Genomic DNA, 25940 nt, shown 5'->3' on the forward strand with positions numbered 1-25940 from the left:
TCCGGCCCACCGAGGTGGTGCGGTTGGTGCGGGTGGTCAGGTGGGTCAGGCGGCGGTGGTCGAGAGGGCGTTCTCGTTGACGTCCTCGAGCGACCGGCCGCGGGTCTCCGGTGCGAAGCGTGACGCGACCACGAGGACCGCGTACATGACGGCGGCGAGTCCGAAGACGCCGGCGAAGGCCCACGAGCCGTACAGCGCGATCGCGGCGAACGGCATGACCGCTCCGGCGATGTTGCCGATGCCGTTGACGATCGAGGCGCCGGAAGCACGGATCGCGGTCGGGTAGACCTCGGCGGTCCACGCCGCGAGGGTGGTGTTCGTCAGCATCGTGAAGAACTGGAACAGGGCACCGAGCACGAGGATCGCGGCGGTGTCGTTGCCGAAGGCCGCGAACGCCAGGGCGGTGAGGCAGCCGAGGATGCCCGCGACGGCGATGAGGGGCCGTCGTCCGACGCGGTTCGCGAGGAGCGCCGCTGCCGTGCACCCGAGGAGCGATCCGATGTTCATGATCATCGTGTAGAGCAGGCTCTGCGACACGGTGTACCCACGCTCGACGAGCAGGGTCGGCATCAGGAAGTTCAGCGTGACCTGCACACCGAAGGCCATCCAGGAGGCGACCCCGATCGCGATCGTCCGACGGAGCACCAGCTTGTGGAACACCGCTGCGGGCGACGAGTGCAGAGCGACCGGCGGCAGGTCGGCCGGCGTCAGGCGCACCGGGGGAGCGGCGTCGGCGGGCGGGGTGAGCGTGTTCGAGGCGAGGACCGCGAGCGAACGGTTCGCTTCGTCGACCCGGCCCTTCGACAGCAGCCAGCGAGGCGTCTCGGGCAGCTTGCGGCGGTACAGGACGACGAACAGGGCGGGGATCGCGAGGATCACGAACGTCCAGCGCCAGACGTGGTCGTCACCACCGAGCGGGGCGGCCAGCGGGCCGAGCAGCAGCAGGAAGAGGCCGTAGGAGATGAAGTTGCCGATGCCGCCGGCGCCGACGTTGATGGTCGCGATGAGGCCGCCGCGGTACTTGGTGGCCACCATCTCGGACAGCATCGCGATGCCGATCATGAACTCGCCGCCGACGCCGATCCCGACGATGAACCGGCTGACGAGCAGCATGTCGAAGTTGAAGGAGACGGCGCTGAGGAGGCCGCCGAGCGTGTAGACGAGCAGGTTGAGCCCGAGTGAGAACCGCCGACCGTACTTGTCGGCGAGCCAGCCGGCCAGGAACCGGCCGACGAGGCCACCCAGGACGGTGGCGGTGTTGATCGTGGAGAGCTGGACGTCGCCGATGGCGAGCGAGGCCTTGATGTTGGTGGCCATCGCGCCGATGGAGTTCTGTTCGAGCGTATCGAAGAACTCCCCGGCGAGGATGAGCATGAGGACCCAGAACTGGGCCCGGGTGAAGCCGATCGAGTCGAGGGCGGATCCGACGCCGCCGGAGGACGGGGTGGCGGAAGCGGTTCGGGTTGGTGCGGTGGAGCGGGTTACAGCAGTCATTCGTAACTCCAGCGGGGGAAGAGTGAGGTGGGTGCACCGTGCGGTCACTCTTTTGTATACGAAAAGCTGTTTCGGGCTGGTTTCGAACACGAGACGGTTCGTTACGGCTGCCTGAATCACCTGCATATTCAAGCATCCAGGCAGAGCCTCGCCAAGCTCTCGGGCTGTTTTGTATACGTTCTTACGGGTTCAGGGCCCGGTAGATCGCTTCGTCGCGGCGCAGGTGCTCGTCCATCAGCAGCCCTGCCTGCACCGACGCGCCGCGCAGGATCGCGCCGGCGACGGCCGTGTGGTCATCGCTGCTCGACGCCACCTCGTCCTGCGTGACCCGCTCGAACGCCCACGCCGTCTGGTGGATGAGGTGGTCGATCATCGTCTCGAGCCGGCTGTTCCCCGAGGCACGTGCCACCAGCCCGTGGAACGCGAACCGCGGTGACTGCGCGGCCTCGACCTCCTGGTCGGACCGGTGTTCGCGACCGACGGCACGGAGCAGGTCGGCGCACTCGCCACCTTGGCGACGGGCGGCGAGCTCGGCGGCGAGGACCTCGAGTCCTCGGCGGATCTGCATGAGCTCGATGACCACCTCGGTCGAGGAGTCGGCGACCCGGACGCCCTTGAACTTCTCGGACTCGACGAACCCCTCGGTCTCGAGCTGCCGGAGTGCTTCGCGCACGGGGACCCGCGAGACGCCGAAGCGTTCGGCGAGGGCGTCTTCCTTCAGCCGGGAGCCACGTGCGAGCGTGCCGGCGATGATCTCGGCCCTGATCGCCTTGAGGACAGATGCCGGCTTGGACTCCACAGCACGATGCTAGTTGGAGCGAGTGACGGGAATCGAACCCGCGCTACCAGCTTGGGAAGCTGGAGTTCTACCATTGAACTACACTCGCGCACCCCGCAGAACGGGACTCGGCAAGCCTATCGGATTCTCGCCTGGAAGCCAGCCGACCGCGCACCGTACGCCTCCTGTCGGGCGTGTGTCGTGCCTCCCGAGTCTCCGCTGTGAGCACGCCAGCCTGACGGACAGGTGTCGTCCTCGTGTGTACCGTCCAGGGAGTTCCAGCGCCGAAGAACCCGAGGAGGACCGGATGGTCAGGCATCCCCTCATCGACGACGTGGTCGGTCCCGCCATCGTGGTCGAGTCCGCCTCGCCGGTCGTGTGGCTGACGGACGCGCTCGCCTCACTTCTCCGTCGTTCGGCGGACGCCGGCCGCATGGTCTTGCTGCGGACCGGGCGCGAATCCGCGATCACCCCCGCCCTGCGGCACGCGCTCGGTGCCTACGGTGCCGCGTGGGCCGTCGCCGACTTCGACGGGACACTGCGCGACGGCCGGACGGGTGCGGCAGCCTCGGGCATCGAGGACTTCGTGCACCGCGGCCCCGAACTCGTCGGCACACCGTCGCCCGAGCACCCGGTCGCAGCCGACTCCGTCCGCCAGATCAGCATCGACCTGACGCTCCGCCACCACGCCGAGCGTGCCGTGGACATGGGGTCCGCGATCGAGGCCCTGTGCCACACCGTCGGCACCTGCCCCACCCGCTGGGGCACCGCCGAACCGCTCACCGTTCCGTGGGACCGATGGGTCGTCACGCAGTACGCCAAGCACGAGGCACCCGGGGTGTCGACCTCGTACGCCGTCGGCGAGGGCTTCTCTGCCACGATGACCGCCCACCTGGTCGGTGGCGTCGTCGTCGAGACGATGTCCGCCGTCTTGACCGTGCCCGAGGAGAACACCGACCCGGAGCTCGCGAACCGCCTGTTCGACGCCGTGCAGCAGGTCGCCGACCAGGTCGTGCCCGTCTTCGGTGTGGTGATGCAGCGCCGGGGGGACGCCGACCACCTGATCCGCGCGGTGTCGCACGGCGAGCCGTCGCCGCTCGCCGTCGTCGTCGGACCCGAAGCCTCCGAGTTCCTGGACCGCGACGGGGTCTGGCCGCCACCGCGCACCACGACGGCGACGTTCGGCACCCGGTCCGGGGCGGGCGAACGGTCCGGGGCGGGCGACCCGTCCGGAGCAGGCGACACCGGTGCCGCTGACAGCGACATCGTCGACGGCGGCATGATCGTCCGCTTCGAGGACGGCTGGGAAGCCCTCGAGTCCTTCCTCGACCGCATCGACGAGGACCGCTTCCTGCAGCTCGTCGGCGGAGCGCCCCTCGACCCGGCCCACGACGAGGGCACGCTCGACGGACACGTGCGGGACGCCCGGGTGGCAGGCGGTCACGGTGCCGCGTGACGTCACCATCCTCTGCCGCCAGCCGGTCGAGCCGCGGGAGGTCGCCGAGGCACTGCTCCTGCACGACGAGTCCTGGGGTGTCCGAGCCCTCGACGACGGCCCGATGCTGCAGGTCTGCCGCGACGCCACGCACCCGGTGATCACCGTGCTCGGGGTGCGGCGGGTGGACTCGTTCGACGAGGTCGAGCGGATCCTGCCGGACGCCCCCACGATCGCGACGCCGCTGTGGTGGGTCGACACCGTCACCCCCGCCGGGGCTGACGGCGAGTCCGGGATCTCGGCGGCGCTCGAGGCCGCGCTCGACCTCGACGCGGTCTGCATCGTCCACGGCGACTGACGGAACCGACGCGGACGCCGGACGCGCGCGTCAGTCGCTGCGCGCGGTGTCGGTCGCGTTGATCGCCGCCAGGCGTTCGTTGTACGCCTTCAGGTCGGCGTCACCGTCGCGTTCGGCCTTGCGGTCGAGCCGCTTCGCGTCGCGCTTGTCCGTGCGGATCCAGTTCCGCACCACGAGCAGCGCGACGAAGACCATCGGCAGCTCGGAGGCACCCCAGGCGATCCCGCCGCCGGTGTGCTGGTCGTCGAGCAGGGCGGCGTCGTTCGTCTGCCCGAGAGCGTGGAACCAGTCGATCGCGAACACCGACTGCGAGGTCATCACGGCGACGCCGAAGAACGCGTGGAAGGCCAGGGTGGCCAGCAGCGCGATGATCAGGATCGGGTACGGCGGGCGCTTCGGCCCCGGGTCGACGCCGACGAACACCCAGAAGAACAGGTAGCCGCTCAGCACGAAGTGGACGACCATCGCGACGTGCCACTCGTGCGACTGCATCGCCGCCTGGTACGCCGGCGTGAAGTAGAACACCACGAGCGACCCGGCGAAGATCACACCAGCGACGGCGGGCTTCCCCATGAACTGCATGTACCGCGAGTGCACGAAGAGCATGAGCCACTCGCGGGCCCCGCGGGAACCGTCGTTGCGGACCGGCAGGGTGCGCATGGCGAGCAGCACCGGACCGCCGAGCACGAGCGGCAGCGGCACGAACATCATGAGCAGCATGTGCTGGACCATGTGCGACGAGAAGTGGATCATGCCGTACACGGCCGGTCCGGCCGACGTGGTCCAGATGAACAGGGCGCAGCCGATGACCCACGCGATGGTGCGCCCGACGGGCCACTTGTCGCCGCGCTTCCGGAGCTTCCGCACGGCGAGCAGGTACCAGACGGCACCGACGACGGCGAGCCCGAGCCACACCCAGTCGATGTGCCACTGCGTCAGGTACGTGTGCATCGTCTGGGCCGGCGGGAACGGGAACCCGATCAGGCCGGAGCGGGTGTCCTCACCGGTCTCGGGCGTCTGCGGGATCGGCGGCTGCGAGCGGGACACGGCCACCGAGACGCCGATCGCCACGGCCATGAACACGATCTCGGCGAGCGCGAACCGGGTGAACCGACGGCGGTCGAGCGGCGCGCGGAGCAGCCCGGGCACCAGCTTGCGGCGCTGCACGACGCCGGCGACACCGAGCAGCACCAGGATGACGGCCTTGACCGTGATGAGTGCGCCGTACGGGGTGGTGACGAGGTCGAGCGGACCGGTCAGCCGCAGGGAGGCGTTGACGATGCCGGAGAACGCGACGGCGCCGAACGACCACCCGGCCAGCGTGGAGTAGCGGGAGACCACCCGACCGGTCGCGCCCTTCGTGCGGGTGCGCAGCAGCACGACGGCGACGAGCCCGCCGGCCCAGACGCACACCCCGATCAGGTGGATCGCGAGGGAGTTCACGGCGTTGGCGTGCTCGAGCGAGCCGGCGGCGTGGCCGGACAGTGCCAGGGGGAGCAGGGCGAAGAGGCCGAACACGGTGGCGACGGCGAGCGTCGTGACCCGGGTGGCGAACGCGGCGAGCACGGTCGCGATGAGGATCGCCGCCGCGGAGACCACGAGCGCCTGGCCGATCTCGACCTGGAACGCGAACAGCATGAAGTTGCGGGCGAACACCGGGCTGGTGAGCGGGACGCCGAGGGTGTTGGCGCCGGTCAGCACGACGGTGACGGCCGCGGCGAGGAACCAGATCGATCCGGTCGCCGCCGCCCAGCGCGTGGCACGGTGCTGCACGCTCGAGAGTGCCCGGTGGTCCTTCTTCTGCGCCGGCAGCGCGAACGCGGCGACGATGAGCAGGCCGACGGTCAGCGCCGCCATGGTGTCGTGCACCACGCGGGCGATCGGCAGGCCGTACTCGACCACGTCGCCGGCGGACACCAGCTGCTGGTTCGCGGTGAACGCTCCGGTGATCGTCAGGCCGAGGATCGAGCACGCGACCGCGAGCGGGATGGCGACGACCAGCACGGTCGCGACGGTGGACGTGCGCGCGGTGACGGGCGCGGATTCCGGCGCCGGGCCTCCAGGCTGGGTTGCGGGGGACGTGACGGTCATCAACCTTGTTCCAGGGACGCGTGCGTCCGCGAGACCGCGGACCCTCCATGGTAGGCGGGTCGGTCTGGAGGCGCGGTGTCAGTCCGCAGCGCGCGCTGCGGCCCGCCTCAGGCTCGCGCCGACGACCCCTGCAGGTCGCGGATCCGGCCCAGCTCGTCGAAGTCGACCGTGATGGTCCCGTCCGCCAACGTCAGCGTGCGCCCGTCCCAGGGGACACCGCGGAGCGACGCCCAGCTCCCCACAGCGCGGCGGTGGTCGTGCACCTCGGTCGTCTGCAGGCCCTCACCGAAGACCCGGACCATCCGAGGGACCGTCGGTGGCGCGAACAGCAGACCCTCGAACAGCACCCACAGGCGGGCACCTCCGCCGACGTGCCCGCCGAAGCCGAACCACGAACCCGTCGCCAGCCGTGCCGCGATCGACATGTCCCACGCGAACTCGTACCCGGCGTCTGCGGCGTCGGCCTGCCGGTGCTCGCCGAACGGGACCTCGCCCTGCACGAGTTCCGGGATGCCGAGCCGTTCGCCCAGCGCGCGGGTGGCGTTCGCGGCGGCGAGCACCGACGCGGGGTACTGCGACGGGTTCGCCCAGCCCCAGAGCCAGCTGCGCGGCCCCGGTGCGGCCGACCCCAGGAGCTGGATCCGGAACTCGCCCGGGTGCGGCCCGACGAACTGCAGGGTGCCGGCGGCGAGGTCGACGTTCCAGCGTTCGTGGTCGTCGTACAAGTCTGCGAGCTGCAGCTGCGCCTCCCAGGCCAGGAAGACCCCGTCGCTGACCAGATCGTCCATCCCCCGTGAGCGCGCCATGGGGGAACCCTACGCCGGGCGGTGTTCCCAGATCCCCTCGCTGCCGACGCCCACGAACCCGACGGCCTCGTTCACGTCGAGCATCGGGCGGTTCTCCTCGGCGTTGAACGTGATGATCGAGGGGTGCCCCGGGTGGTCGCGCTCGATCGTCTCGATCCCGACCACCTTGAGCAGCCACCCGAGCCGGTGGCCGCGGTGCTCACGCAGCACGAGGGTGTCCCACTGCATCGCAGCGCGCGCGGGATCGTCCGGCACCGCCACCTGCGTGAAGCCGGCCAGGATGCCGCTCGGGACGTGCTCGACCGCGACGGTGAGCATAGTGCGCGGTGCCCGGGCGAGCTCGTCCTCGTGAGCGCGCAGCCGTTCGGGGGTCCAGACGTCCTCGGGTTCGTCCATGTCGCCGGACGGCGCATCGGTGCTCATCCGGGTCTCGAGCAGCGCGATGCCCTCGAGCCACTCGTCGGGGGTCCGGCCCGTCCAGGCGTGCACCGCGTAGTCCGGTCCGGCAGCGGCCGACGCCCGGTCGTGCAGCTCGCGCACGACGGAGTGGTCGGTGGGCAGTGGCAGCCGGCTGATCCGGTTCACCTGCCCGAACCGCCAGCCGCGGCCGGTCAGGAACCGGACCCCCGCTTCGTCCTCGGGCACGGCACCGAATCCCGTCGGCGCCTGCACGTACCCGGGCCCGGACGCCGAACCCACCTGGCGGGACACGGCGTACGTCTTGCACTGCGTGCGTCCCTCGGCTCGGGCGATGCCCTCGAGGTGGTCGGCGAGGAGTGTCCCGACCCCGCGACGCAGGTGCTCGGGCGCGACACCGACGGCCAGCCAGCAGTTGCTCGTGCCCGGTTCCTGCTTGGTGTCGTACGACCCGGCGGCGACCGTCGCGCCGGTCTCGTCGCGCACCGCGAACAGGCGGCTCGGAGCTCCTGGCTCGTGGCACATCGGCAGGTACTCGTCCGGTACCCACACGAGTTCACGGAGCCCGTGCACCGCGACCTCGGCGGCGTCGGACACGGCGAGCCACTCGCGGAACGCCTGCACGGTCCCCGGGTCGTCGTCCATCGTGGCGGGGACCACGAGTTCGTGGACGGTGTACGCGGTCATGTCGGTTCCTCCCGGCGGTGCGACGCCGCCCGGCTCCGGACAGCCTCGCAGCATATCGGCGGGGGTCCGCTGCCGCTAGGCTGCACGGCGTGCTGCTCTCCGATCGCGACATCACCGCCCAGCTCGCCGAGGGCCGGATCGGTCTCGACCCCCACGACGCCTCGCTCGTCCAGCCGTCGAGCATCGACGTCCGGCTCGACAAGTTCTTCCGGCTGTTCGACAACCACAAGTACCCGCACATCGACCCGGCGGTCGACCAGCCCGACCTGACCCGGCTGGTCGAGACCGACCCGGACGAGGCGTTCGTGCTGCACCCCGGCGAGTTCGTGCTCGGCTCGACGTACGAGGTCGTCACGTTGCCCGACGACATCGCCGCACGGCTCGAGGGCAAGAGCTCGCTCGGACGCCTCGGCCTGCTGACCCACTCGACCGCGGGGTTCATCGACCCCGGGTTCTCCGGCCACGTGACGCTCGAGCTGTCGAACGTCGCGACGCTGCCGATCAAGCTCTGGCCCGGCATGAAGATCGGGCAGCTGTGCTTCTTCCAGCTGTCCAGTCCCGCCGACAAGCCGTACGGCTCGGCCGAGTACCAGTCGCGGTACCAGGGCCAGCGCGGGCCGACCCCGTCCCGCTCGGCGCAGAACTTCCACCGCGCGGACGTCTCAGCGCGCCCCTGACCGCGGTCCACCGACCCGGAACGACGTCATCGACGTCGTGCGACTTCGATGACGTCGTTCCGAGTCGACACCGCCACGTCATCCAGCGGACGAAATGTCGCATGCTGTGTATCGTTGCAGCATGTCCGCAGTCCCTCCACGTCCGATGCCGACGGTGTCGGCGGCCGCGCTCATCCGTGACGCCCGTGACCGCGCCGAACTGACGCAGGTGCAGCTCGCCCGGCGGGCCGGTGTCACGCAGAGTGTCATCAGCACGTACGAGAACGGCCGACGCGAACCCTCGCTCGCCGCACTCCAGCGCATGCTCCGGGCCGCGGGCTTCACCACGTCGATCGACCTGCTACCGGTCGAGGACCCACCGCCGCTGCGCGAACGCGTCGCCGCAGCACGGCACGACCTCGTCGCCGTCGTGGAGCGGTTCGGCGGCCGCAACCCACGGTTGTTCGGCAGCGTCGCCCGCGGGGAGGACGGCCCGGGCAGCGACGTCGACCTGATGATCGACGTCGACGCCGGGCTCGGCATCTTCGCGCTCATGCGCATCCAGGACGGCGCCGAGCGACTGCTCGGTGTGCGCGTCGACGTCGTGGACGCCGCCGGCATGAGCCCCGAGGTCGTCCGACGCGCGGTGCCGCTGTGAGCCCGCAACCGGTGACCCCCCGGCTGGTCGGCGATCGACTCGACGACGTCATCGGCGCGTGCGAGGCCATCGGCCGGTACGTCGGCGACGAGCGGCTGCCCGAGGACCTGGTGCACGACGCCGTCCGGATGCGGCTGGTCGAGATCGGCGAGGCGGTCCGTGTCCTGCCGAGCACCGTCACCGCGAGCGAACCGGACATCCCGTGGTCGCGGGTGTCCGACCTCGGCGACCGGCTGACCCGGCGCTACTTCGACACCACCCGCGCGGTGGTGTTCGGCACGGCCCACACCGACGTGCCGCACCTGGCCGACGCGGCGCGGCGGTTGCGCGCGACCCGGCCCTGACCCGGCGGGTCGCGCGGGCACCGGACGTGCGTGCACGGCGGACGGGAGGCACGGATCACGACGTGCCCCGGGCCTCCCGTCCGACCGTGGCCGGCCCCACGACGACGCAAGACGGCCCCGTCTCGCCGAAGCGAGACGGGGCCGTCCGTGTGAGCAGGGGAGATCAGCCCTTCTTGGCGAGCTCCTCGAGGGTGTCGTTGCCCTTGTAGGCCTCGACCGCGTTGTCCTTCGTGACCAGGATCGGCGTCAGCTCGACGGCCGGGACGACCTTCGAACCGTTGTCGTTGTTCTTGTCCTTGGTCGTCTTCGGGGTCTTGCCGTCGGCGAGGTCGGACACCAGGTCGATGGCCGCCTGGGCCTCTTCGGTGGTGTTCTTGTAGATCGTCGAGTACTGCGTGCCCTTCATGATGAGCGGGATCGAAGCGGTCTCCGAGTCCTGCCCGGTCACGACGGGGTTGTCCTTGCCGGCGGCCTTGGTCGCGGTGAGGATCGCACGGGCGAGGGTGTCGTTCGGCGACAGGACGCCGTCGAGCTTGGTGTCACCCGTGTAGTACTGGGCCAGCAGGTCGGTCATGCGCGACTGGGCCTTCTGCGCGAGCCAGCCCTGCGTGTTCACCTTGGCGAACGTGGTCTGACCCGAGACGACCTTGAGCGTGCCGTCGTCGATCTTCGGCTGCAGGACGTCCATCGCACCGTTGAAGAACACGGTGGCGTTGGCGTCGTCCGGCGAACCGGCGAAGAGCTCGACGTTGTACGGTCCGTCGCCCTTCTTCTCCTCGAGGCCCTTGAGCAGTGCCTGGGCCTGCAGCTGGCCGACCTTGAAGTTGTTGAACGCGACGTAGTAGTCGACGTTCTTCGTGTTCAGGATGTTGCGGTCCCAGGCGATGACGGTCGTGCCCTGGGCCTTGGCGGCCTTGACCTGCGAGCCGAGCTGCGAACCGTCGGCAGCGCCGATGATGATCGCCTTCGCACCCTTGGTGACCATGCCCGAGATCTGCGACTGCTGGTCGGGGACCGGGTTGCCGGCGTTGGCGTACTGGATGTCGGCCTTGAAGCCGGCGTCCTCGATCGACTTCTTGAACGCGGCGCCCGCGAGCACCCAGTTCTGCGAGGTCTTGGCCGGCAGGGCGACGCCGATGAGGTCGCCCTTCTTGATGGACGAGCCGGAGCCGTCGCCCGAGTCGGAGGTGCCACGAGCCGAGCAGCCGCTGAGGGCCAGGCCCGCGACGAGTGCCAGACCGATGCCGGCGATGAGCTTCTTGCGCATGAGAGTGCTTTCTCTTCGTTGAGGTGGTGGTGCTGTGAGGGGAAGGGTTGGACTAGGGGAGGGTGATCTTGTCGGGCTGGTCCTCGATCGAGCGCGGCTGCTGCTGGGCCGCGGGGACCTCGGCTGCGTCCTTGCGCTGGAACTGCCGCATCATGCCGCCGATGAGCGACGGGCGGCCCTGCGACTTCGAGTAGACGTCGAAGGCGACGGCGATGAGGAGCACGAGACCACGGATGATCTGGACCTTGTTGGACTCGATGCCCATCAGCTGCAGACCGTTCGACAGCAGCGCCATCACGAGGCCACCGATGATGGAGCCGGAGATGGTGCCGATGCCACCGGCGACCGCTGCGCCACCGACGAACACGGCGGCGATCGCGTCGAGCTCCCAGCCGGTGCCGTCCGCGGGGCCCGAGGCGTTCGAGTAGCCGACGAACACCATGCCGGCGATCGCGGCGAGGACCGACATGTTCGCCATGACGAAGAAGTTCACCTTGCGGGCGCTGACGCCGGACAGGACGGCGGCGCTGGAGTTGCCACCGACCGCGTAGACCTGGCGACCGAAGATCGTGTTCTTCGTGATGAAGCCGTAGACGATGGTCAGGACACCGAGGATGATCGCGACGATCGGGATCGACGTGCCGACCGGGCCAGCGCCGAACAGGTACGTGGCGACGAGGGTGACGGCGACCAGGATGCCGGTGCGGACGACGGAGACCCACAGCGGCGGGACCTCGGCCTGCATCTTGCGGCGACGGGCACGACCGCGGACCTCGACGATGATCAGGACGGCGATGGTCACCGCGCCGATCAGCAGCGTGCCGTTCGAGAACCCGAAGTCGGGGCCGAAGTCACCGAGGAAGCCGGAGCCGATGGTGTTGTAGCCGTCCGGCGTCGGGACCGAGGTGGACGCACCGATGATCTGGTTCGCACCGCGGAAGATGAGCTGGCCGGCCAGGGTCACGATGAAGGCCGGGACCTTCACGAACGCCACCCAGAAACCCTGCCAGGCACCGACGAGCGCGCCGACGACCAGGCCGAGCACGATCGCCAGCCAGACCGGGAAGTGCCAGACGGACATCGACTGGGCGACGATGATGCCGACGAACGCCGCCACCGAACCGACCGACAGGTCGATGTGGCCCGCGATGATCACCATGACCATCCCCAGCGCGAGGATGAGGATGTAGGAGTACTGCAGGAACAGGTTGATCACGTTGGTGGGCTCGAGGATGAGCCCGTCCGTGGTGAACCAGAAGAAGATGACGATCGCGACGAGGGCGATGATCATGCCGTACTGGCCGATCGAGTTGCCCTTGCCGAAGAGCAGTTTCAGGTTGTTCATGAGACGGGAGCGCCCTTCCGCGCGGAGGTCATGCTGCGCATGAGCGTTTCTGGATCGGCCTGGTCCGCGGGGACGTCGGCCGTGATCTGGCCCTCGAAGATCGTGTAGATGCGATCGGAGAGGCCGAGGAGTTCGGGGAGCTCGGAGGAGATCAGGATGATGCCCTTCCCCTGTGCTGCGAGCTGCTGGATGATGCCGTAGATCTCGAACTTCGCGCCCACGTCGATGCCACGGGTCGGTTCGTCGAGGATCAGGATGTCCGGGTCGGTGAACATCCACTTGGACAGGACGACCTTCTGCTGGTTCCCGCCGGAGAGCTTCCCGACGTTCTCCTCGACGCTCGGCACCTTGGTGCGGAGCATCTTCCGGTACTTCTCGGCGACGTCGTACTCCTCGATGGAGTCGACGACGCCGCCCTTCGAGATCTTCTGCAGGTCCGCGGAGACGGTGGACCGCTTGACGGTGTCGAGCAGGTTGAGGCCGAGGGCCTTGCGGTCCTCGGAGACGTAGCCCATGCCGTTCTGGATCGCCTGCTGGACGTTCGTGACCTTGATCTCGTGGCCGTCCTTGATGATCTCGCCACCGAGCCAGGTGCCGTAGGAGCGACCGAACAGGCTCATCGCGAGCTCGGTGCGGCCGGCGCCCATCAGACCCGCGAAGCCGACGATCTCGCCACGCTTGACGTGGAAGTTCGAGCCCTTGCAGACCAGGCGGCTGGCGTCGAGCGGGTGCTGCACGGTCCAGTCGCGGACCTCGAAGAAGGTCTCGCCGATCTTCGGGGTGCGGTCCGGGAACCGGCTCTCGAGCGACCGGCCGACCATGCCGCGGATGATGCGGTCCTCGTTGACGCCGTCGCCCTTGACGTTCAGCGTCTCGATGGTCTTGCCGTCACGGATGATCGTGATCTCGTCGGCGATCTGCTCGATCTCGTTGAGCTTGTGGCTGATGATGATGCTCGAGATGCCCTTGGCCTTCAGCCCGACGATCAGGTCGAGCAGGTGCTGCGAGTCGTTCTCGTTCAGGGCCGCGGTCGGCTCGTCGAGGATGAGGAGCTTGACGTCCTTGTGCAGGGCCTTCGCGATCTCGACCAGCTGCTGCTTGCCGACACCGATGTTCTTGATCTGGGTGTCCGGGTCGTCGGCCAGGCCGACGCGGGCGAGCAGGTCCTGCGCGCGGAGCTGGGCGCTCGTCCAGTCGATCACGCCGAACTTGCCGGGCTCGTTGCCGAGGAACAGGTTCTCGGTGATCGAGAGCTCCGGGATCAGCGCGAGCTCCTGGTGGATGATAACGATGCCGGCCTGCTCGGACTGCTTGATGTCCTTGAAGCGGACCTCTTCGCCCTCGTAGACGATCTCGCCGTCGTAGGTGCCGTAGGGGTAGACGCCCGACAGGACCTTCATCAGGGTCGACTTGCCGGCGCCGTTCTCGCCGCAGATCGCGTGGATCTCGCCGGCGCGGACGTTGAGGGACACCTCGGAGAGCGCCTTGACACCAGGGAACTCCTTGGTGATCGAGCGCATCTCGAGGATGGTCTCGGGTGCGGTGATCGACCGGGTCTCGAGGCCGGTGTCGATCGGGGTTGACGCCACAGTGCATCTCCTTCTGCCGCTGCGATGCGGCAGTTGTTCGGGTGGTTCTGCTGCGGCAGCGAATGGGCGCAGGTGGCCTGCGTGGACTTCGTTGTCGCGTCCGGTGCCCCGCTGGTGTGACGCTCATGTGAACGGTCACATCGGCTGGACGGAGGTAATTTACGCACAGCCCCGGTGCGGCTGTCAATTCGGATTGGTCGCGTTTTCGTAACGGCCTGCGTGATCCCGCACGAACGTCCCCCGGACGGGAGGCACGGTGCCGGTCCGACCCGCGTCCTGCGGATCGACGGTGGTCGCGTCAACGACCGCGCGGGGCTCCCGTGGACGCGCGCACGACGAGCTGCGGGACGATGTCGATCGGTCGCAGGAGCTCGTCGTCGCCGGGCAGGAGCAGGTCGACGCAGCGTCGCCCGAGTTCGGCGAAGTCGACCTGCACCGTGGTGAGCGGCGGCCAGAAGTGCTTCGCCTCGGGGATGTCGTCGTAGCCGACCACCGACAGGTCGCCCGGCACGTCGAGCCCGTAGGAGCGCGCCGCGTGCATGACGCCCAGGGCCATCTGGTCGTTCGAGCAGAACACCGCCGTGCAGTCCCGCCACCGCAGGAGTTCTCGGCCGGCGTGGTAGCCGAAGTCCGCCGTCCAGTCGCCCAGGATCGGTGGGACGACGGACATGTCGCGGTCCGACATGGCGCGCAGGAAGCCCTGCATGCGGGCGTCCGCCTCGATCCAGTCCTGCGGGCCGGCGATGTGCCGGATGTACTCGTGACCCAGGTCGAGCAGGTGCTCGGTAGCGAGCCGCGCGCCCTCCATCTGGTCGACCCACAGGGCCGTCGGGTCCTCGCCGACACTGGCCCGCATCGTCACGTACGGCGTGCGGATGCCGAGTTCCTCGATCAGGTCGAACACCCGCTGCTGGGGTGCGATGACGACGATGCCCTCGACGTCCAGGTCGAGCAGGTGCCCGAGCCCCTCACGCACGGCGGTGTCGGTCGCCTCGGCGATGTTCGCCGTCGTCACCGAGTACCCGCGCAGCATCGCCGCGTCCTCGATCGCCTGCAGTGCGACCGCCGGGCCGTAGTGGGCGCGCCGGGCGGTCAGGACGCCGATCGTGTGGGTCCGGCTCGTGACGAGGGCCCGCGCCGCACGGTTCGGCCGGTACTGCAGCTGCTCCATCGCCGCCAGCACCTTGTCGCGTGTGGCGTCGCGGATGGCGTCGGAGTTGTTCAGCACCCGCGACACGGTCTGGTGGGAGACGCCCGCGATCCGTGCGACGTCACGGATGCTGGGCGAACGCGGTTGCTGTGCCCGCGATGACGCCATTGCTGCTCGTTTCCGCCCGGGGCCGTGGCACGTCGATGTGCACGTTCACATTCCGGGCCAGATCATTATGCACGTCCGGCGGATCGACGCCACCTGAACGTCCTCGAGGCTGCGGCCCGGCGGCGTGCCGGGCCATAGCCTCGCTGCGCCCTCGCGGCGCGTCAGAGCCAGTTGCGCTTGCGGAAGATCGCCCACAGCACACCCATCAGGGCGAGCATGCCGAGGATCGCGACCGGGTAGCCGTACCGCCAGTGCAGCTCGGGCATGTGGTCGAAGTTCATCCCGTAGACACCGGCGATCAGCCCGGGGGCGAACAGGATCGCCGCCCACGACGAGATCTTCTTGACCTCCTCGCCCTGACGGTGCGCGGCGCGGGCGAGCTGCCGGCTCTCCTCGCCCTGCGCCAGGCTCGCGCTGGTCATCCGCCGCATCGCCTCGTTCTGCTCCTGCGACACCAGGGTCGCGTGCAGTGTCAGGGCGTTCTCGAGCAGGGACCGGAACGAGTCCACCCGCTCCGTCACGCGCAGGGCGTGGTCGAGCACGTTGCGCAGTCGGTGCTGCACCTCGTCGTCGACGCCGTACTTGTCGGCCCCGCGGAGCAGGCCCTTCACCATCGCGGGCACCGGCTTCGTGGCGCGCTGGAAGGACAGCACCTCGCTGAGCAGCTGGTAGATGCGCTTCGAGACACCGGGGTCGACCTGCCCGGCGAAGAGCTGGTCCTCGATGGCGTCGATGCCGTCCTGCAGCACCTCGACCACCGGGGCGTAGCCGTCCACGACCTCGTCGAGCACCGCGGCGGTCACGGCCTCGGAGCCCAGCGCCAGGAACTCGGGGTCGGCCTCGACCTGGGCACGGAGCGCCGCGAGGTCGGGGCGCTCGGCGTGCCGGACGCTCACCACGAACCGGTCGCCGACGAACAGGTGCACCTCGCCGAACTCGACCGTGCCCGCGGCGCGGTCGAACCAGGCCGGACGGAGCACCAGGAAGAGCGTGTCGCCGTACCGCTCGAGCTTCGCGCGCTGGTGCCCCTTGCGGGCGTCCTCCACCGCGTTCTCGTGCAGGTCGAACTCGGTCGCGACGGCGTCGAGTTCCTTCGGGTCCGGGCGGAGGAGTCCGATCCACGCCAGGTCGCACCGTGCGACCTCGTGGCGTGCGCCGAGCGACAGGGTCGACGGAGACTCGATGCGACGTCCTTCGACGTAGATCGCGTTGTCGATCATTGCCATGCGCGTGCTCCTCGTGGTCGGGAGCAGGCAGGCGCGATGCCGCGGGCGGGCCGCAGCGGGCGGAGGAGATCTAGGACACGGGCGCGGCGGCGAGGGGGAGGGGCTGCCGGCCCGCGCGAGGATGGTCACCCGACATCGCGCCTCACCTGCCCTTCTCCTGGTCGTGCGGCCGCGGTGCGCAGCCTCGTGGCCACAACCGTGGCCGACGTCCGACCCTACTCCGGACGCACGAGGGAGCCAAACGCTCGGCCGCGCTCGACCGAGGCTCGGCCTGGACGACGGTTCTCGTGCTCGCGGGCACGAGGAGTGTCGCTGAGCCCGAGTCCCGGCCCAGGCGGCCGCCCGGGGTCAGCGGGTGATGTGCAGGCCCGCGGCCTCGAGCTCGGTCAGCTGCCAGCCCAGCCAGGGGCTCCAGCCGAACGGCGCACCGGCGACGGCGGCCCGCAGCGAGTCCTCGGAGACCCAGGCGTACTCGGCGACCTCGTCGTCCGCGGGGGCGGGCAGGTCGTCGGTGACGGCGCGGAACACCGGGCAGACCTCGTTCTCGACGATGCCCGAGGCGTCGACCGCGCGGTACCGGAAGTCCGGCAGCACGAGCTCGACGTCGCGCACGGTGATGCCGAGTTCGCGCGATGCCCGGCGGGCGATGGCGTCCTCGAACGACTCGTCGGGGCCGGGGTGCCCGCAGAACGTGTTCGTCCAGACACCGGGCCACGTCTTCTTCGACAGGGCGCGACGGGTCACCAGGACGTCCCCGTCGGTGTTGCGGACGTGGCACGAGAAGGCCAGGTGGAGGGGCGTGTGGTCTGTGTGCACCGTGAACTTGTCCGCTGTGCCGATCGGGGTACGGTCGTCGGCCAGCAGGACCACGGTTTCCGGGAAAGCGCTCATCTGCACCGATAGGTTAGGCCAATGAGCGAGGAAGCGGCCACCGTGGCGCACATCGACCTCGCGCTCGTCGACGACTGTCTCGAGCGCTTCTTCGTCGTGTCCTCGGCTCGTGCCGCGCGCTACGGCCGTCCGTCCGAGGAACTCTGGCGGGTGCTCCGCAAGGCGAGCCTGGGCGGCAAGCGCTTCCGACCGCGCATGGTCCTGACCGCGTACCTCGGCCTCGGCGGGGACGACGTGCACGCTGCCGCGCACGTCGCCGCGGCCTACGAACTCCTGCACACCGCGCTGGTCGTGCACGACGACGTCATCGACCGTGACTGGGCGCGCCGCGGCCAGCCGAACGTCGCGGGCTCCTACCGCGACGCCGGCACCACCGGTGGGCTGCCGCTGCCGACCGCCGAGCACCGCGGGATGAGCGCCGCCGTGATCGCGGGAGACCTCGCGCTCTCCGGCGCACCGCGGTTCATCGAGTCCTCTGGTGTGACGGGCGAGCGTCGTGGGCGTCTGCTCGAACTGCTCGACGAAGCCGTGTTCGCCAGCGCCGCCGGTGAGATGACCGACGTCGACCTGGCCCTGGGCGTGATGCCGACGGTGGACGAGGTCCTGGCGATGGAACGGGCGAAGACGAGCGTGTACTCGTTCGAGGCACCGCTGCAGTCCGGTGCCGTGCTCGCCGGCGCGCCCGAGACGGTCGTCACCGCGCTCGGCGCCTTCGGCCGCGAGATCGGCATCGCCTACCAGATCGTCGACGACCTGCTCGGGGTGTTCGGCGACGAGACGACCACCGGCAAGAGCGTGCTGGGGGACCTGCGCGAGGGCAAGCGGACCATGCTCATCGCCTACGCGGCCACGACGGACTGCTGGCCGGACATCGCGCCCTACCTGGGTGACCCGGACCTGACCGAGGAACGCGCGGCCGAACTCCGTGCGACCCTGGTCACCTGCGGCGCCCGTGCCGCAGCCGAGTCCCGGATCGCCGACCACGTCGCACTCGCCCGTGCCGAGCTCTCCGGACTGCCGTACGACCTCGCCGACCGCCTGGAGGGCCTCGTGACCGAACTCGTGGAGCGCGCCCGGTGACGACCGACACCACCCGGACCGGCAGTGCGCCGTCCGGTCGGCTCCCCCTGTACGACGCCACGGCCGAGGCAGCGTCGAGCGTCGTCATCGACCGCTACTCGACGTCGTTCGGCCTGGCGAGCCGGTTGCTCGCCAAGGACACCCGCGAGCACATCCGCAACGTCTACGCGCTGGTGCGCGTCGCCGACGAGGTCGTCGATGGTCCCGCGACCGAGGCGGGGCTCGACCCCGACCTGGCACGGACGGTCCTCGACGAGCTCGAGGCCGACACCGAGCGCGCGATCGCCCTCGGTTTCTCGGTGAACCCCGTCGTGCACGCGTTCGCCCGGAGTGCACGGGTCACGGGCTTCGGCGCGGAGCTCACCAAGCCGTTCTTCGCGTCGATGCGGATGGACCTGGAGCGCACCGAGCACGACGACGCCTCGTTCGCTGCGTACGTGTACGGCTCGGCCGAGGTCGTGGGGCTGATGTGCCTGCGTGCGTTCGTGTACCGCGCCGGCCGCCCGACCTTCGACCAGGCCGAGCTCGTCGCCGGGGCGCGTGCGCTCGGCGCCGCGTTCCAGAAGGTGAACTTCCTGCGTGACCTGCACGCCGACTTCGAGGTGCTCGGTCGGTCGTACTTCCCGGGCGTCGACATCCGGTCGTTCGACGAAGCCACCAAGGACCGCCTGGTTGCCGACGTGCAGTCCGACCTCGACCACGCGGCCCGGACGATCCGGCTGCTGCCGGCCGACGCCCGGAACGCCGTCGGACTCGCGCACGCCCTGTTCCAGGAACTCAACGACCGCATCGCCCGCACGCCGGCGACGCGCCTGGTGACGACGCGCGTGCGCGTCCCGAACCCGGTGAAGGCACGCCTGGCCGCACAGGTGCTCGCCGGACGCGCCCCCGTGCGGTCGAAGGTGGCCACACGTCGGCCAGGAGGCACGTCATGACCCCGCCCCGCGCCTCCCGTCCGACGGCCGTCGCCGCCACCACCCGGCGCAAGGTGCCCGCCCGACGCGCCGTCGTGATCGGCGGCGGCATCAGCGGACTGGCGTCCGCGGCGCTGCTCGCGCGGGACGGCTTCGCCGTGACCGTGCTCGAGCAGCGGTCGCAGCTCGGCGGCCGTGCCGGTTCGTGGGAGCGCGACGGCTTCCGGTTCGACACCGGGCCGTCGTGGTACCTCATGCCCGAGGTGTTCGACCACTTCTTCCAGCTGCTCGGCACCTCGGCCGACGCCGAACTCGACCTCGTGAAACTCGACCCCGGGTACCGCGTCTACAGCGAGGGCAACGACGAACCGATCGACCTGCGCGCCGACGCCGAGGCGAACATCGCGCTGTTCGAGTCCGTCGAGCCCGGAGCCGGCAAGCGGATCCGGAAGTACCTCGCCTCGGCCGAGGACACCTACGCGATGGCGATCCGCCGGTTCCTGTACACGACGTTCCAGGACCTCACGAAGCTCGCCGCCCCCGACGTGCTCCGTCGCCTGCCGAAGCTCGCCCGGCTCCTGCTGCAGCCACTGTCGTCCCGCGCTGCCTCGGCGGTCAAGGACCGGCGGCTCTGGCAGATCCTGGGCTACCCCGCGGTCTTCCTGGGCACGAGCCCGTACGCCGCACCGAGCATGTACCACCTGATGAGCCACCTCGACCTCGCCGACGGAGTGCTCTACCCGAAGGGCGGCATCACCGAGGTGATCGCCGCGGTCGAGCGGGTTGCCCGTGCCGAGGGCACGAAGATCATCGCCGGTGCGAAGGTCGAACGGATCGTCGTCGAGGACGGCGTCGCCACCGGGGTCGTGCACCGCGACCGCGACGGCGTGCAGCACACGGCTCCGGCCGACCTGGTCGTGAGCGCCGCCGACCTGCAGCACACCGAGATGCAGCTGCTCGACCGCGAGCACCGCACCCACGGTGCTGAGCACTGGAAGACCCGCGACCCCGGACCGAGCGCGGTGCTCGTCTACCTCGGCATCGACGGACCGACGCCCGGCCTGCTGCACCACACCCTGGTGTTCACCGAGGACTGGAAGGCGAACTTCGGCGCGATCTTCGGCAAGGACCGGCACGTCCCCGACCCCGCGTCGATCTACGTCTGCGCGCCGTCGGAGACCGACCCGTCCGTCGCGCCCCGCGGCTCGAGCAACCTCTTCATCCTGGTGCCCCTGCCCGCCGACCTGTCCATCGGCAAGGGCGGGATCGACGGTGCCGGCGACTACGAGGTCGAGCAGATCGCCGACCGCGCCATCGACGTCGTCGCCGAGCGCTCGGGCGTCCCCGACCTGCGGGACCGCATCCGGGTCCGTCGGACGATCGGCCCGCGCGACTTCGCCGACGACCTCAACGCGTGGAACGGGTCGATGCTCGGCCCAGCGCACACGCTCAAGCAGAGTGCGTTCTTCCGCGAGAAGAACGCATCGGCCAAGGTCGAGGGCCTGTACTACGCCGGGGCGTCCACGATCCCGGGCATCGGTCTGCCGATGTGCCTGATCAGCGCCGAGGTCCTGCTCAAGCGGATCCACGGCGACACGAGCACCGAACCGCTGCCGACGCCGCTCGGCACCCCGCGGAACCAGTCCGGCACCGTCTGATGCCCGGGCTGTACCTCGCCGGCCTGGTCGTGTCGCTGATCGGCATGACCGTGCTCGACGCCCGCTTCCGGCTGTTCTTCTGGCGAGCTCCCTGGCGTGCGGCTGCGGTGATGGTCGTCGGGGTCGCGTTCTTCATGGTGTGGGACGTCGCCGGGGTCGCGTACGGCATCTTCTTCATCGGCCCGCAGCACCTGCTGACCGGGGTGCTCCTCGCCCCCGAGGTCCCGCTCGAGGAGCTCTTCTTCCTGCTGCTGCTCTGCTACTCGACGATGGACCTGGTCGGCTTCGTCCGGCCCGTCGTGCAGCGGTCACTCGGACGGCGGCGCCCGTGACCGGCTCCGGCGCGTACGCCCTCCTGGCTCTGCCGTTCTTCGCCGTCGTGGCGGTGGTGGCGGTCGCCGCCGGCATCGTGGCCGCGCGCCGTGCACGAGCGGCGGGACGCGCACCGGGGCCCGGGCGTCGGGTCGCACTGGTCACGTCGCTCGTCGCCGGGATCGCGCTGCTCGTGATGACGATCGTGTTCGACAACGTCATCGTGACCCTGCGCATCGTCGCCTACGACCCCTCGCTCATCAGCGGGGCGAAGATCGGGGCGATCCCGGTCGAGGACCTCGCGTACGCGATGGCGGCGATCGTGCTGCTGCCGAGCCTGTGGGTCCTGTTCGACCGGACGGGCCCGCGCGACCCGGCCGCCGCGCGCCCCGCGCCCGACCCGACCACCGCGCGCCCCGCGCCCGACCCGACCACCGCACCACCGGAGGACACCCCGTGAACGCCAGCACCGCCTCCAGGCCGTCGACCCTGCGCGCCCTGTTCGTGTCCTCACGCCCGATCAGCTGGGTGAACACCGCCTACCCGTTCGGTGCCGCGTACCTGCTCAGCAGCGGGGTCGGCGTCGAGGGCGGCGGTGGGTTCTCGCTCGTCGCGTTCCTGGTCGGCGTCGTGTACTTCCTGGTGCCCTACAACCTGGCGATGTACGGCATCAACGACGTCTTCGACTACGAGTCCGACCTGCGCAACCCGCGCAAGGGCGGCGTCGAGGGGGCGCTGCTCGACAAGAGCGTCCACCGCACCACGCTCTGGGCCGTCGTCGTCACGAACGTGCCGTTCCTGGTCGCGCTCGTCGTGCTCGGAGCGGTGAGCGGGAACGGGCCGTGGTCGTGGCTCGTCCTCGCGATCAGCGTCTTCGCGGTCATCGCGTACTCGGCGCCGGGGCTGCGGTTCAAGGAGAAGCCGTTCCTCGACTCCCTGACCTCGTCGACCCACTTCGTCTCGCCCGCGATCTACGGCCTGGCGCTCGCCGGACCGCACTGGACCGGCCAGCTCGTCGCCGTCTGCATCGCGTTCTTCCTGTGGGGGGTCGCCTCGCACGCGTTCGGCGCGGTGCAGGACGTCCTGGCCGACCGGGCCGGCGGCATCGGGTCCGTCGCGACCGTCATCGGTGCGCGGGCGACCGTGCGACTCGCGTTCGTCGCGTACCTCGTCGCCGGCGTCGCGCTGCTCTTCTCGGCGTTCCCCGGACCGATCGCCGCCGTCGTCGTGATCCCGTACGCGCTCAACGTGCTGCCGTGGTGGAACATCACGGACCAGGGCGCCGAGGCCGCGAACGCCGGGTGGAAGCGGTTCCTCTGGATCAACTACTTGGCGGGGTTCATCGTGACGATGGCGCTCATCGCCTACGCCTTCACGCACTGAGCGCCCGGGTCGCGCTGGTCGCGGTCGGGCTCCGTCGGCGTCCCGTCGAGGTTCCGAAATCTCGGCATCTCGACGTCGCCCGGCGCGATCCGTGGAACCTCGGCGCCGCGCACGCGGCATGTCGTGGAACCTCGGCGCCCGGCGCCCGCCGCGCGCGGCACCGACGCCGCCCGGCGCGCGCAGCACTGACAGACTGGACGGACGCGTCACGGGAGTCGTGACGCGGCAGCCACGAAGGAGTGCACGCATGACGGTCCGGATCATCCACGTCGGTCTCGGAGGGTGGGGCGGCAACTGGGCCCGCACCGCCATCCCAGAGGTCTCCGAAGTGGAGGTGGTCGGGATCGTCGACCCGGTGCCGGCGACGCTGACCGCCGTGCAGCAGGACCTCGGGCTGCCCGCGTCCGCTGCGTTCGCGTCCCTGACCGAGGCGCTCGCCGGGGTCGAGGCCGACGCCGTCGTCATCACCGCCCCCGCCGTCACCCACGTGCCGCTCGCGCTCGAGGCCCTCGACGCCGGCAAGCACGTCCTGGTCGAGAAGCCGTTCGCCAACACCACGGACGAGGCCGTCACCGCCGTGCGCCGTGCCGAGGAGCTCGGCCTCGTGCTGCAGGTCAGCCAGAACTACCGCTGGTACCCGGCACCGCGCGCCGTGCAGGACCTGCTCGCTGCGAACACCGTGGGCGAGCTCTCCGCGATCAACGTCGACTTCCGGCAGTGGGACAACGACCTGGCGTTCGAGGAACACCCGCACTACAAGTTCCCCCACGCCATGATCAACGACATGGCCATCCACCACTTCGACCTGCTGCGGATGGTCACCGGGCAGGAGGCCGTCCGGGTCTTCGCCAAGGCGACCTTCCCGTCGTACAGCAAGTACCAGGACGAAGCCATCGCCTCGATGCTCATCGAGCTCGATGGTGGGCTGGTCGTCAGCTACCGCGGCAGCTGGCTGAGCCGCGGCCCCCGCACGGCGTGGGCCGGCGAGTGGAGCATCCAGGGCGAGGACGGCGAACTCTGGTTCACCAGCCGCGACGGAGCGCCGAACGCGGTCGACGGCGACGTGGTCACCCTCCGCCGCACCCAGGACGACGAGGCCGAGCCCGTCGAGCTGCCCGTGCTCGAGCACACCGACCGCCAGGGCGGGCTGCAGGCCTTCGCCCGTTCGGTCGAGGGCGGTCCGGCACCGGCGACGAGCGGCCGCGACAACCTGCGCAGCCTCGCACTCATGGAGGCAGCCGGTCGTTCGGCTGCCAGCGGCCAGCCCGAGGACGTCGTCGTCCCGTCCTGAACGCCGTGACCGACGGACGGGAGGCCCGTGGCGGGCCCGCCACGGGCCTCCCGTCCGCCCAGGGGCCACGCCCACTGCCGCAGGAGCGACACCGAGCAGGAGGCCTCACCGCGGCCATCTGGGCGCGCCCCCGGCCCCACCGTGTAGAAACTGGGGAATGGCCAAGGACAGTCTCCCCGAGCTCGAACTCGCGAACGTCCGCACGCGTGAGCGCATGACCGACACCGTCACCGAGCTCAAGCGCCGTGCGAACCTCCCGGCGCGGGCACGGCTCGCAGCCGCGAAGACCCGCCAGCGCTGGCACCGTGACCCCACGCCCCTCGTGGCGATGGGCATCACCGGTCTCACCGGGATCGCGGCGATCATCACCGGCATCGCGATCCGCAACCGCCCCGCCGGCCACCTGGCGACGCCTCCGGCGAGTTCGGCCTTCACCGCGTTGCTGCCGTTCGGCGCGCGCGGCGACGGCCCCTCGGCCAAGGAGCAGGCACAGTCCGGCCGCAAGGGTCGGAAGGCCCGGGCGAAGGCCGCCGAGCAGGCGCTGGACCGTGACCCGGCCCACAAGGCCCGCGTGAAGCAGCAGACCGGCATCGCCGCGGTGCAGCGACGGGCGAACAAGAACCGCAAGGCCGCCGTGAAGCGGTCGAAGCAGGCCCTGAAGGCGCGGGGGTAGTCCGATGGCGCAGGAGCAGCACAAGCCGGACCCGGACGACTCCCGGAAGCCGGACAGTCCCACCGACCTCACCAAGCCCACGCTCGTCTACACGCTGAAGAAGACCCTGCGTGAGTTCTCCAGCGACCAGTGCACCGACCTCGCCGCGAGCCTGACGTACTACACGGTCCTCGCGCTCTTCCCCGGACTGCTGGCCGTCGTGTCGCTCCTGGGCTTGGTCGGGCAGGCCGACAACACGATCAAGACCTTGCTGCAGATCATCGGCAACATCGGGTCCGACCAGGTCGTGAGCCTGATCAAGGAGCCGCTCGAAGGTCTCGTCCGCTCGCCCGCCGCTCCCATCACGTTCATCGTCGGTGTCGTCGGTGCGCTCTGGTCGGCCTCCGGGTACGTCGGCGCCTTCGGCCGGGCGATGAACCGGATCTACAACGTCCGCGAGGGCCGGCCGATCTGGAAGCTCCGCCCGACCATGCTCGGCGTGACGCTCGTCACCGTCGTCCTGCTCGTGCTCGGTCTGCTCGTGCTCGTCTCCGGCCCCCTGGCGCGCAGCTTCGGTGACGTCATCGGCCTCGGAGACGTCGCCGCGACGGTGCTGTTGATCGTGCAGTGGCCGATCCTGCTGATCATCGCGATCGTCACCGTGGCAGTGCTCTACTACTGGTCGCCGAACGTCAAGCAGCCGAAGTTCACCTGGGTCAGCGGCGGATCGATCCTCGCGCTCCTCATCTGGATCATCGCGAGCGTCGGGTTCGGGTTCTACGTCGGCAACTTCTCGAACTACAACGCCACGTACGGCTCCCTCGGTGGGGTCATCGTGTTCCTGCTGTGGATCTGGATCACGAACAACGCGCTGCTGTTCGGTGCCGAGTTCGACGCCGAGCTCGAGCGCGGCCGGCAGCTGCAGGCCGGCATCCGTGCGGAGGAGGACATCCAGCTCCCCGAGCGCGACACCCGCCAGATCGAGAAGCAGGACGAGAAGCGGGCGCAGGACGTGCTCGAGGGGATCAGGATCCGGCAGGGCGCCGACGGCGACTGACCGAATCCGGTAAACTGGTGCAGCGGACCCGCCCCACTCTCGTGGATCAGGCGGGTCTAGCTGTTTCTCCGGGCACGTGCAACGGCGCACCGTTTCGGTCCAGGGGTCGCAGGTGCTGGTCGTACCAATCCCATCCGAACGCGTTGCGTGGGTGCCGATTGAGGTGGATGTTCACCGTGTACGCCACGAGGTCGGCGATCTGCGCCCACTGCGAACGACGGCTGTCATGTGCC

The 25940-nt window shown here is 69.9% G+C and carries 25 protein-coding genes and 1 tRNA gene; 14 read left to right on the top strand and 12 right to left on the bottom strand.

Features of this window, described 5'->3' with window-relative positions:
- Positions 1–45: 45 nt before the first annotated feature.
- From ITJ69_RS12990 to ITJ69_RS13000, 3 genes are all read right to left on the bottom strand, one after another.
- Positions 46–1494, bottom strand: coding sequence for an MFS transporter (locus ITJ69_RS12990; protein ID WP_228505596.1), 1449 nt, complete (start codon positions 1492–1494; stop codon positions 46–48).
- Between the two features lie 181 nt (positions 1495–1675).
- On the bottom strand, positions 1676–2293 hold the full coding sequence (locus tag ITJ69_RS20990; RefSeq protein ID WP_123339989.1) for a GntR family transcriptional regulator: 618 nt from the start codon (positions 2291–2293) through the stop codon (positions 1676–1678).
- A gap of 14 nt (positions 2294–2307) precedes the next feature.
- Positions 2308–2381 (bottom strand) — tRNA-Gly (locus ITJ69_RS13000).
- A 198-nt stretch (positions 2382–2579) separates the two neighbouring features.
- On the opposite strand from ITJ69_RS13000, the gene ITJ69_RS13005 reads away from it, so the two are divergent.
- Both ITJ69_RS13005 and ITJ69_RS13010 read left to right on the top strand, forming a co-directional pair.
- The gene (locus ITJ69_RS13005) at positions 2580–3728 is read left to right on the top strand and encodes a DUF6177 family protein (RefSeq protein WP_194672956.1); all 1149 of its coding nucleotides are present in this window, start codon (positions 2580–2582) and stop codon (positions 3726–3728) included.
- Positions 3718–4065, top strand: a complete 348-nt coding sequence (locus tag ITJ69_RS13010; protein WP_123293483.1) for a hypothetical protein — start codon at positions 3718–3720, stop codon at positions 4063–4065. Before ITJ69_RS13005 ends, ITJ69_RS13010 begins: the two co-directional genes overlap by 11 nt.
- A 30-nt stretch (positions 4066–4095) precedes the next feature.
- Here ITJ69_RS13010 and ITJ69_RS13015 read toward each other — a convergent pair whose 3' ends face one another.
- From ITJ69_RS13015 to ITJ69_RS13025, 3 genes are all read right to left on the bottom strand, one after another.
- Entirely contained in the window at positions 4096–6156 is a 2061-nt protein-coding gene (locus ITJ69_RS13015) for a cytochrome c oxidase assembly protein (protein ID WP_194672957.1), read from the bottom strand.
- 107 nt (positions 6157–6263) lie between these two features.
- Entirely contained in the window at positions 6264–6962 is a 699-nt protein-coding gene (locus ITJ69_RS13020) for a DUF6882 domain-containing protein (protein ID WP_194672958.1), read from the bottom strand.
- 9 nt (positions 6963–6971) lie between these two features.
- Complete coding sequence (locus ITJ69_RS13025) at positions 6972–8066, bottom strand: GNAT family N-acetyltransferase (RefSeq protein WP_194672959.1); 1095 nt, start codon at positions 8064–8066, stop codon at positions 6972–6974.
- Between the two features lie 89 nt (positions 8067–8155).
- Here ITJ69_RS13025 and dcd point away from each other — a divergent pair, with 89 nt between their 5' ends.
- The 3 genes from dcd (at position 8156) to ITJ69_RS13040 (ending at position 9724) form a co-directional block, all read left to right on the top strand.
- On the top strand, positions 8156–8743 hold the full coding sequence (gene dcd, locus ITJ69_RS13030) for a dCTP deaminase (RefSeq protein ID WP_111085408.1): 588 nt from the start codon (positions 8156–8158) through the stop codon (positions 8741–8743).
- Positions 8744–8864: 121 nt separating this feature from the next.
- Positions 8865–9380 carry a helix-turn-helix domain-containing protein gene (locus ITJ69_RS13035; RefSeq protein WP_159570953.1) on the top strand — a complete coding sequence of 172 codons (516 nt, stop codon included), beginning with the start codon at positions 8865–8867 and terminating at the stop codon, positions 9378–9380.
- On the top strand, positions 9377–9724 hold the full coding sequence (locus tag ITJ69_RS13040; RefSeq protein ID WP_323743102.1) for a DUF86 domain-containing protein: 348 nt from the start codon (positions 9377–9379) through the stop codon (positions 9722–9724). The genes ITJ69_RS13035 and ITJ69_RS13040 overlap by 4 nt, the downstream gene beginning before the upstream one ends.
- A gap of 163 nt (positions 9725–9887) precedes the next feature.
- Here the strand turns inward: ITJ69_RS13040 and ITJ69_RS13045 are convergent, their stop codons facing one another.
- The 6 genes from ITJ69_RS13045 to idi form a co-directional block, all read right to left on the bottom strand.
- Positions 9888–10991 carry a sugar-binding protein gene (locus ITJ69_RS13045; RefSeq protein WP_123937388.1) on the bottom strand — a complete coding sequence of 368 codons (1104 nt, stop codon included), beginning with the start codon at positions 10989–10991 and terminating at the stop codon, positions 9888–9890.
- A gap of 52 nt (positions 10992–11043) precedes the next feature.
- Positions 11044–12336 (bottom strand): multiple monosaccharide ABC transporter permease, encoded by a 1293-nt coding sequence (mmsB, locus tag ITJ69_RS13050; RefSeq protein ID WP_123293491.1) that lies wholly within the window; start codon positions 12334–12336, stop codon positions 11044–11046.
- Positions 12333–13856 carry a multiple monosaccharide ABC transporter ATP-binding protein gene (mmsA, locus tag ITJ69_RS13055; protein WP_123293834.1) on the bottom strand — a complete coding sequence of 508 codons (1524 nt, stop codon included), beginning with the start codon at positions 13854–13856 and terminating at the stop codon, positions 12333–12335. Before mmsA ends, mmsB begins: the two co-directional genes overlap by 4 nt.
- A gap of 367 nt (positions 13857–14223) precedes the next feature.
- Complete coding sequence (locus ITJ69_RS13060; protein ID WP_123293492.1) at positions 14224–15243, bottom strand: LacI family DNA-binding transcriptional regulator; 1020 nt, start codon at positions 15241–15243, stop codon at positions 14224–14226.
- A gap of 161 nt (positions 15244–15404) precedes the next feature.
- Positions 15405–16469 carry a magnesium and cobalt transport protein CorA gene (locus tag ITJ69_RS13065; RefSeq protein WP_194672961.1) on the bottom strand — a complete coding sequence of 355 codons (1065 nt, stop codon included), beginning with the start codon at positions 16467–16469 and terminating at the stop codon, positions 15405–15407.
- 348 nt (positions 16470–16817) lie between these two features.
- Positions 16818–17360: an isopentenyl-diphosphate Delta-isomerase gene (gene idi / locus ITJ69_RS13070; protein WP_111085474.1), complete on the bottom strand. Its 543-nt coding sequence runs from the start codon at positions 17358–17360 to the stop codon at positions 16818–16820.
- Positions 17361–17381: 21 nt separating this feature from the next.
- Here idi and ITJ69_RS13075 point away from each other — a divergent pair, with 21 nt between their 5' ends.
- From ITJ69_RS13075 to ITJ69_RS13115, 9 genes are all read left to right on the top strand, one after another.
- Positions 17382–18440, top strand: coding sequence for a polyprenyl synthetase family protein (locus ITJ69_RS13075; protein WP_111085415.1), 1059 nt, complete (start codon positions 17382–17384; stop codon positions 18438–18440).
- The gene (locus ITJ69_RS13080) at positions 18437–19375 is read left to right on the top strand and encodes a phytoene/squalene synthase family protein (protein WP_323743103.1); all 939 of its coding nucleotides are present in this window, start codon (positions 18437–18439) and stop codon (positions 19373–19375) included. The genes ITJ69_RS13075 and ITJ69_RS13080 overlap by 4 nt, the downstream gene beginning before the upstream one ends.
- Positions 19372–21012: a phytoene desaturase family protein gene (crtI, locus tag ITJ69_RS13085; RefSeq protein WP_228505598.1), complete on the top strand. Its 1641-nt coding sequence runs from the start codon at positions 19372–19374 to the stop codon at positions 21010–21012. Before ITJ69_RS13080 ends, crtI begins: the two co-directional genes overlap by 4 nt.
- Entirely contained in the window at positions 21012–21344 is a 333-nt protein-coding gene (locus ITJ69_RS13090; protein WP_111085416.1) for a lycopene cyclase domain-containing protein, read from the top strand. Before crtI ends, ITJ69_RS13090 begins: the two co-directional genes overlap by 1 nt.
- On the top strand, positions 21341–21784 hold the full coding sequence (locus ITJ69_RS13095) for a lycopene cyclase domain-containing protein (RefSeq protein WP_194672962.1): 444 nt from the start codon (positions 21341–21343) through the stop codon (positions 21782–21784). The genes ITJ69_RS13090 and ITJ69_RS13095 overlap by 4 nt, the downstream gene beginning before the upstream one ends.
- The gene (locus tag ITJ69_RS13100) at positions 21781–22707 is read left to right on the top strand and encodes a prenyltransferase (protein ID WP_194672963.1); all 927 of its coding nucleotides are present in this window, start codon (positions 21781–21783) and stop codon (positions 22705–22707) included. Before ITJ69_RS13095 ends, ITJ69_RS13100 begins: the two co-directional genes overlap by 4 nt.
- Before the next feature lie 247 nt (positions 22708–22954).
- Positions 22955–23998, top strand: a complete 1044-nt coding sequence (locus ITJ69_RS13105) for a Gfo/Idh/MocA family protein (RefSeq protein ID WP_111085419.1) — start codon at positions 22955–22957, stop codon at positions 23996–23998.
- A 157-nt stretch (positions 23999–24155) separates the two neighbouring features.
- Complete coding sequence (locus ITJ69_RS13110; protein WP_123672087.1) at positions 24156–24671, top strand: hypothetical protein; 516 nt, start codon at positions 24156–24158, stop codon at positions 24669–24671.
- A gap of 4 nt (positions 24672–24675) precedes the next feature.
- A complete protein-coding gene (locus ITJ69_RS13115; RefSeq protein ID WP_134195425.1) occupies positions 24676–25707 on the top strand; it encodes a YihY/virulence factor BrkB family protein in 1032 nt (343 codons plus the stop codon).
- Positions 25708–25940: the final 233 nt, after the last annotated feature.

The sequence above is a fragment of the Curtobacterium sp. VKM Ac-2887 genome, from assembly GCF_015350935.1.
Lineage (GTDB): Bacteria > Actinomycetota > Actinomycetes > Actinomycetales > Microbacteriaceae > Curtobacterium.

Bases quoted from the DNA above. Each gene is read 5' to 3' on its own strand.
- ITJ69_RS13020 (WP_194672958.1), bottom strand. From the start codon at position 6,962: ATGGCGCGCTCACGGGGGATGGACGATCTGGTCAGCGACGGGGTCTTC.
- ITJ69_RS13025 (WP_194672959.1), bottom strand. From the start codon at position 8,066: ATGACCGCGTACACCGTCCACGAACTCGTGGTCCCCGCCACGATGGAC.
- ITJ69_RS13060 (WP_123293492.1), bottom strand. From the start codon at position 15,243: ATGGCGTCATCGCGGGCACAGCAACCGCGTTCGCCCAGCATCCGTGAC.
- mmsA (WP_123293834.1), bottom strand. From the start codon at position 13,856: ATGCGCTCGATCACCAAGGAGTTCCCTGGTGTCAAGGCGCTCTCCGAG.
- ITJ69_RS13005 (WP_194672956.1), top strand. From the start codon at position 2,580: ATGGTCAGGCATCCCCTCATCGACGACGTGGTCGGTCCCGCCATCGTG.
- ITJ69_RS12990 (WP_228505596.1), bottom strand. From the start codon at position 1,494: ATGACTGCTGTAACCCGCTCCACCGCACCAACCCGAACCGCTTCCGCC.
- ITJ69_RS13105 (WP_111085419.1), top strand. From the start codon at position 22,955: ATGACGGTCCGGATCATCCACGTCGGTCTCGGAGGGTGGGGCGGCAAC.
- ITJ69_RS13075 (WP_111085415.1), top strand. From the start codon at position 17,382: ATGAGCGAGGAAGCGGCCACCGTGGCGCACATCGACCTCGCGCTCGTC.
- ITJ69_RS13090 (WP_111085416.1), top strand. From the start codon at position 21,012: ATGCCCGGGCTGTACCTCGCCGGCCTGGTCGTGTCGCTGATCGGCATG.
- ITJ69_RS13045 (WP_123937388.1), bottom strand. From the start codon at position 10,991: ATGCGCAAGAAGCTCATCGCCGGCATCGGTCTGGCACTCGTCGCGGGC.
- mmsB (WP_123293491.1), bottom strand. From the start codon at position 12,336: ATGAACAACCTGAAACTGCTCTTCGGCAAGGGCAACTCGATCGGCCAG.
- ITJ69_RS13015 (WP_194672957.1), bottom strand. From the start codon at position 6,156: ATGACCGTCACGTCCCCCGCAACCCAGCCTGGAGGCCCGGCGCCGGAA.
- crtI (WP_228505598.1), top strand. From the start codon at position 19,372: ATGACCCCGCCCCGCGCCTCCCGTCCGACGGCCGTCGCCGCCACCACC.
- ITJ69_RS13115 (WP_134195425.1), top strand. From the start codon at position 24,676: ATGGCGCAGGAGCAGCACAAGCCGGACCCGGACGACTCCCGGAAGCCG.
- idi (WP_111085474.1), bottom strand. From the start codon at position 17,360: ATGAGCGCTTTCCCGGAAACCGTGGTCCTGCTGGCCGACGACCGTACC.
- ITJ69_RS13065 (WP_194672961.1), bottom strand. From the start codon at position 16,469: ATGGCAATGATCGACAACGCGATCTACGTCGAAGGACGTCGCATCGAG.
- ITJ69_RS13110 (WP_123672087.1), top strand. From the start codon at position 24,156: ATGGCCAAGGACAGTCTCCCCGAGCTCGAACTCGCGAACGTCCGCACG.
- ITJ69_RS13035 (WP_159570953.1), top strand. From the start codon at position 8,865: ATGTCCGCAGTCCCTCCACGTCCGATGCCGACGGTGTCGGCGGCCGCG.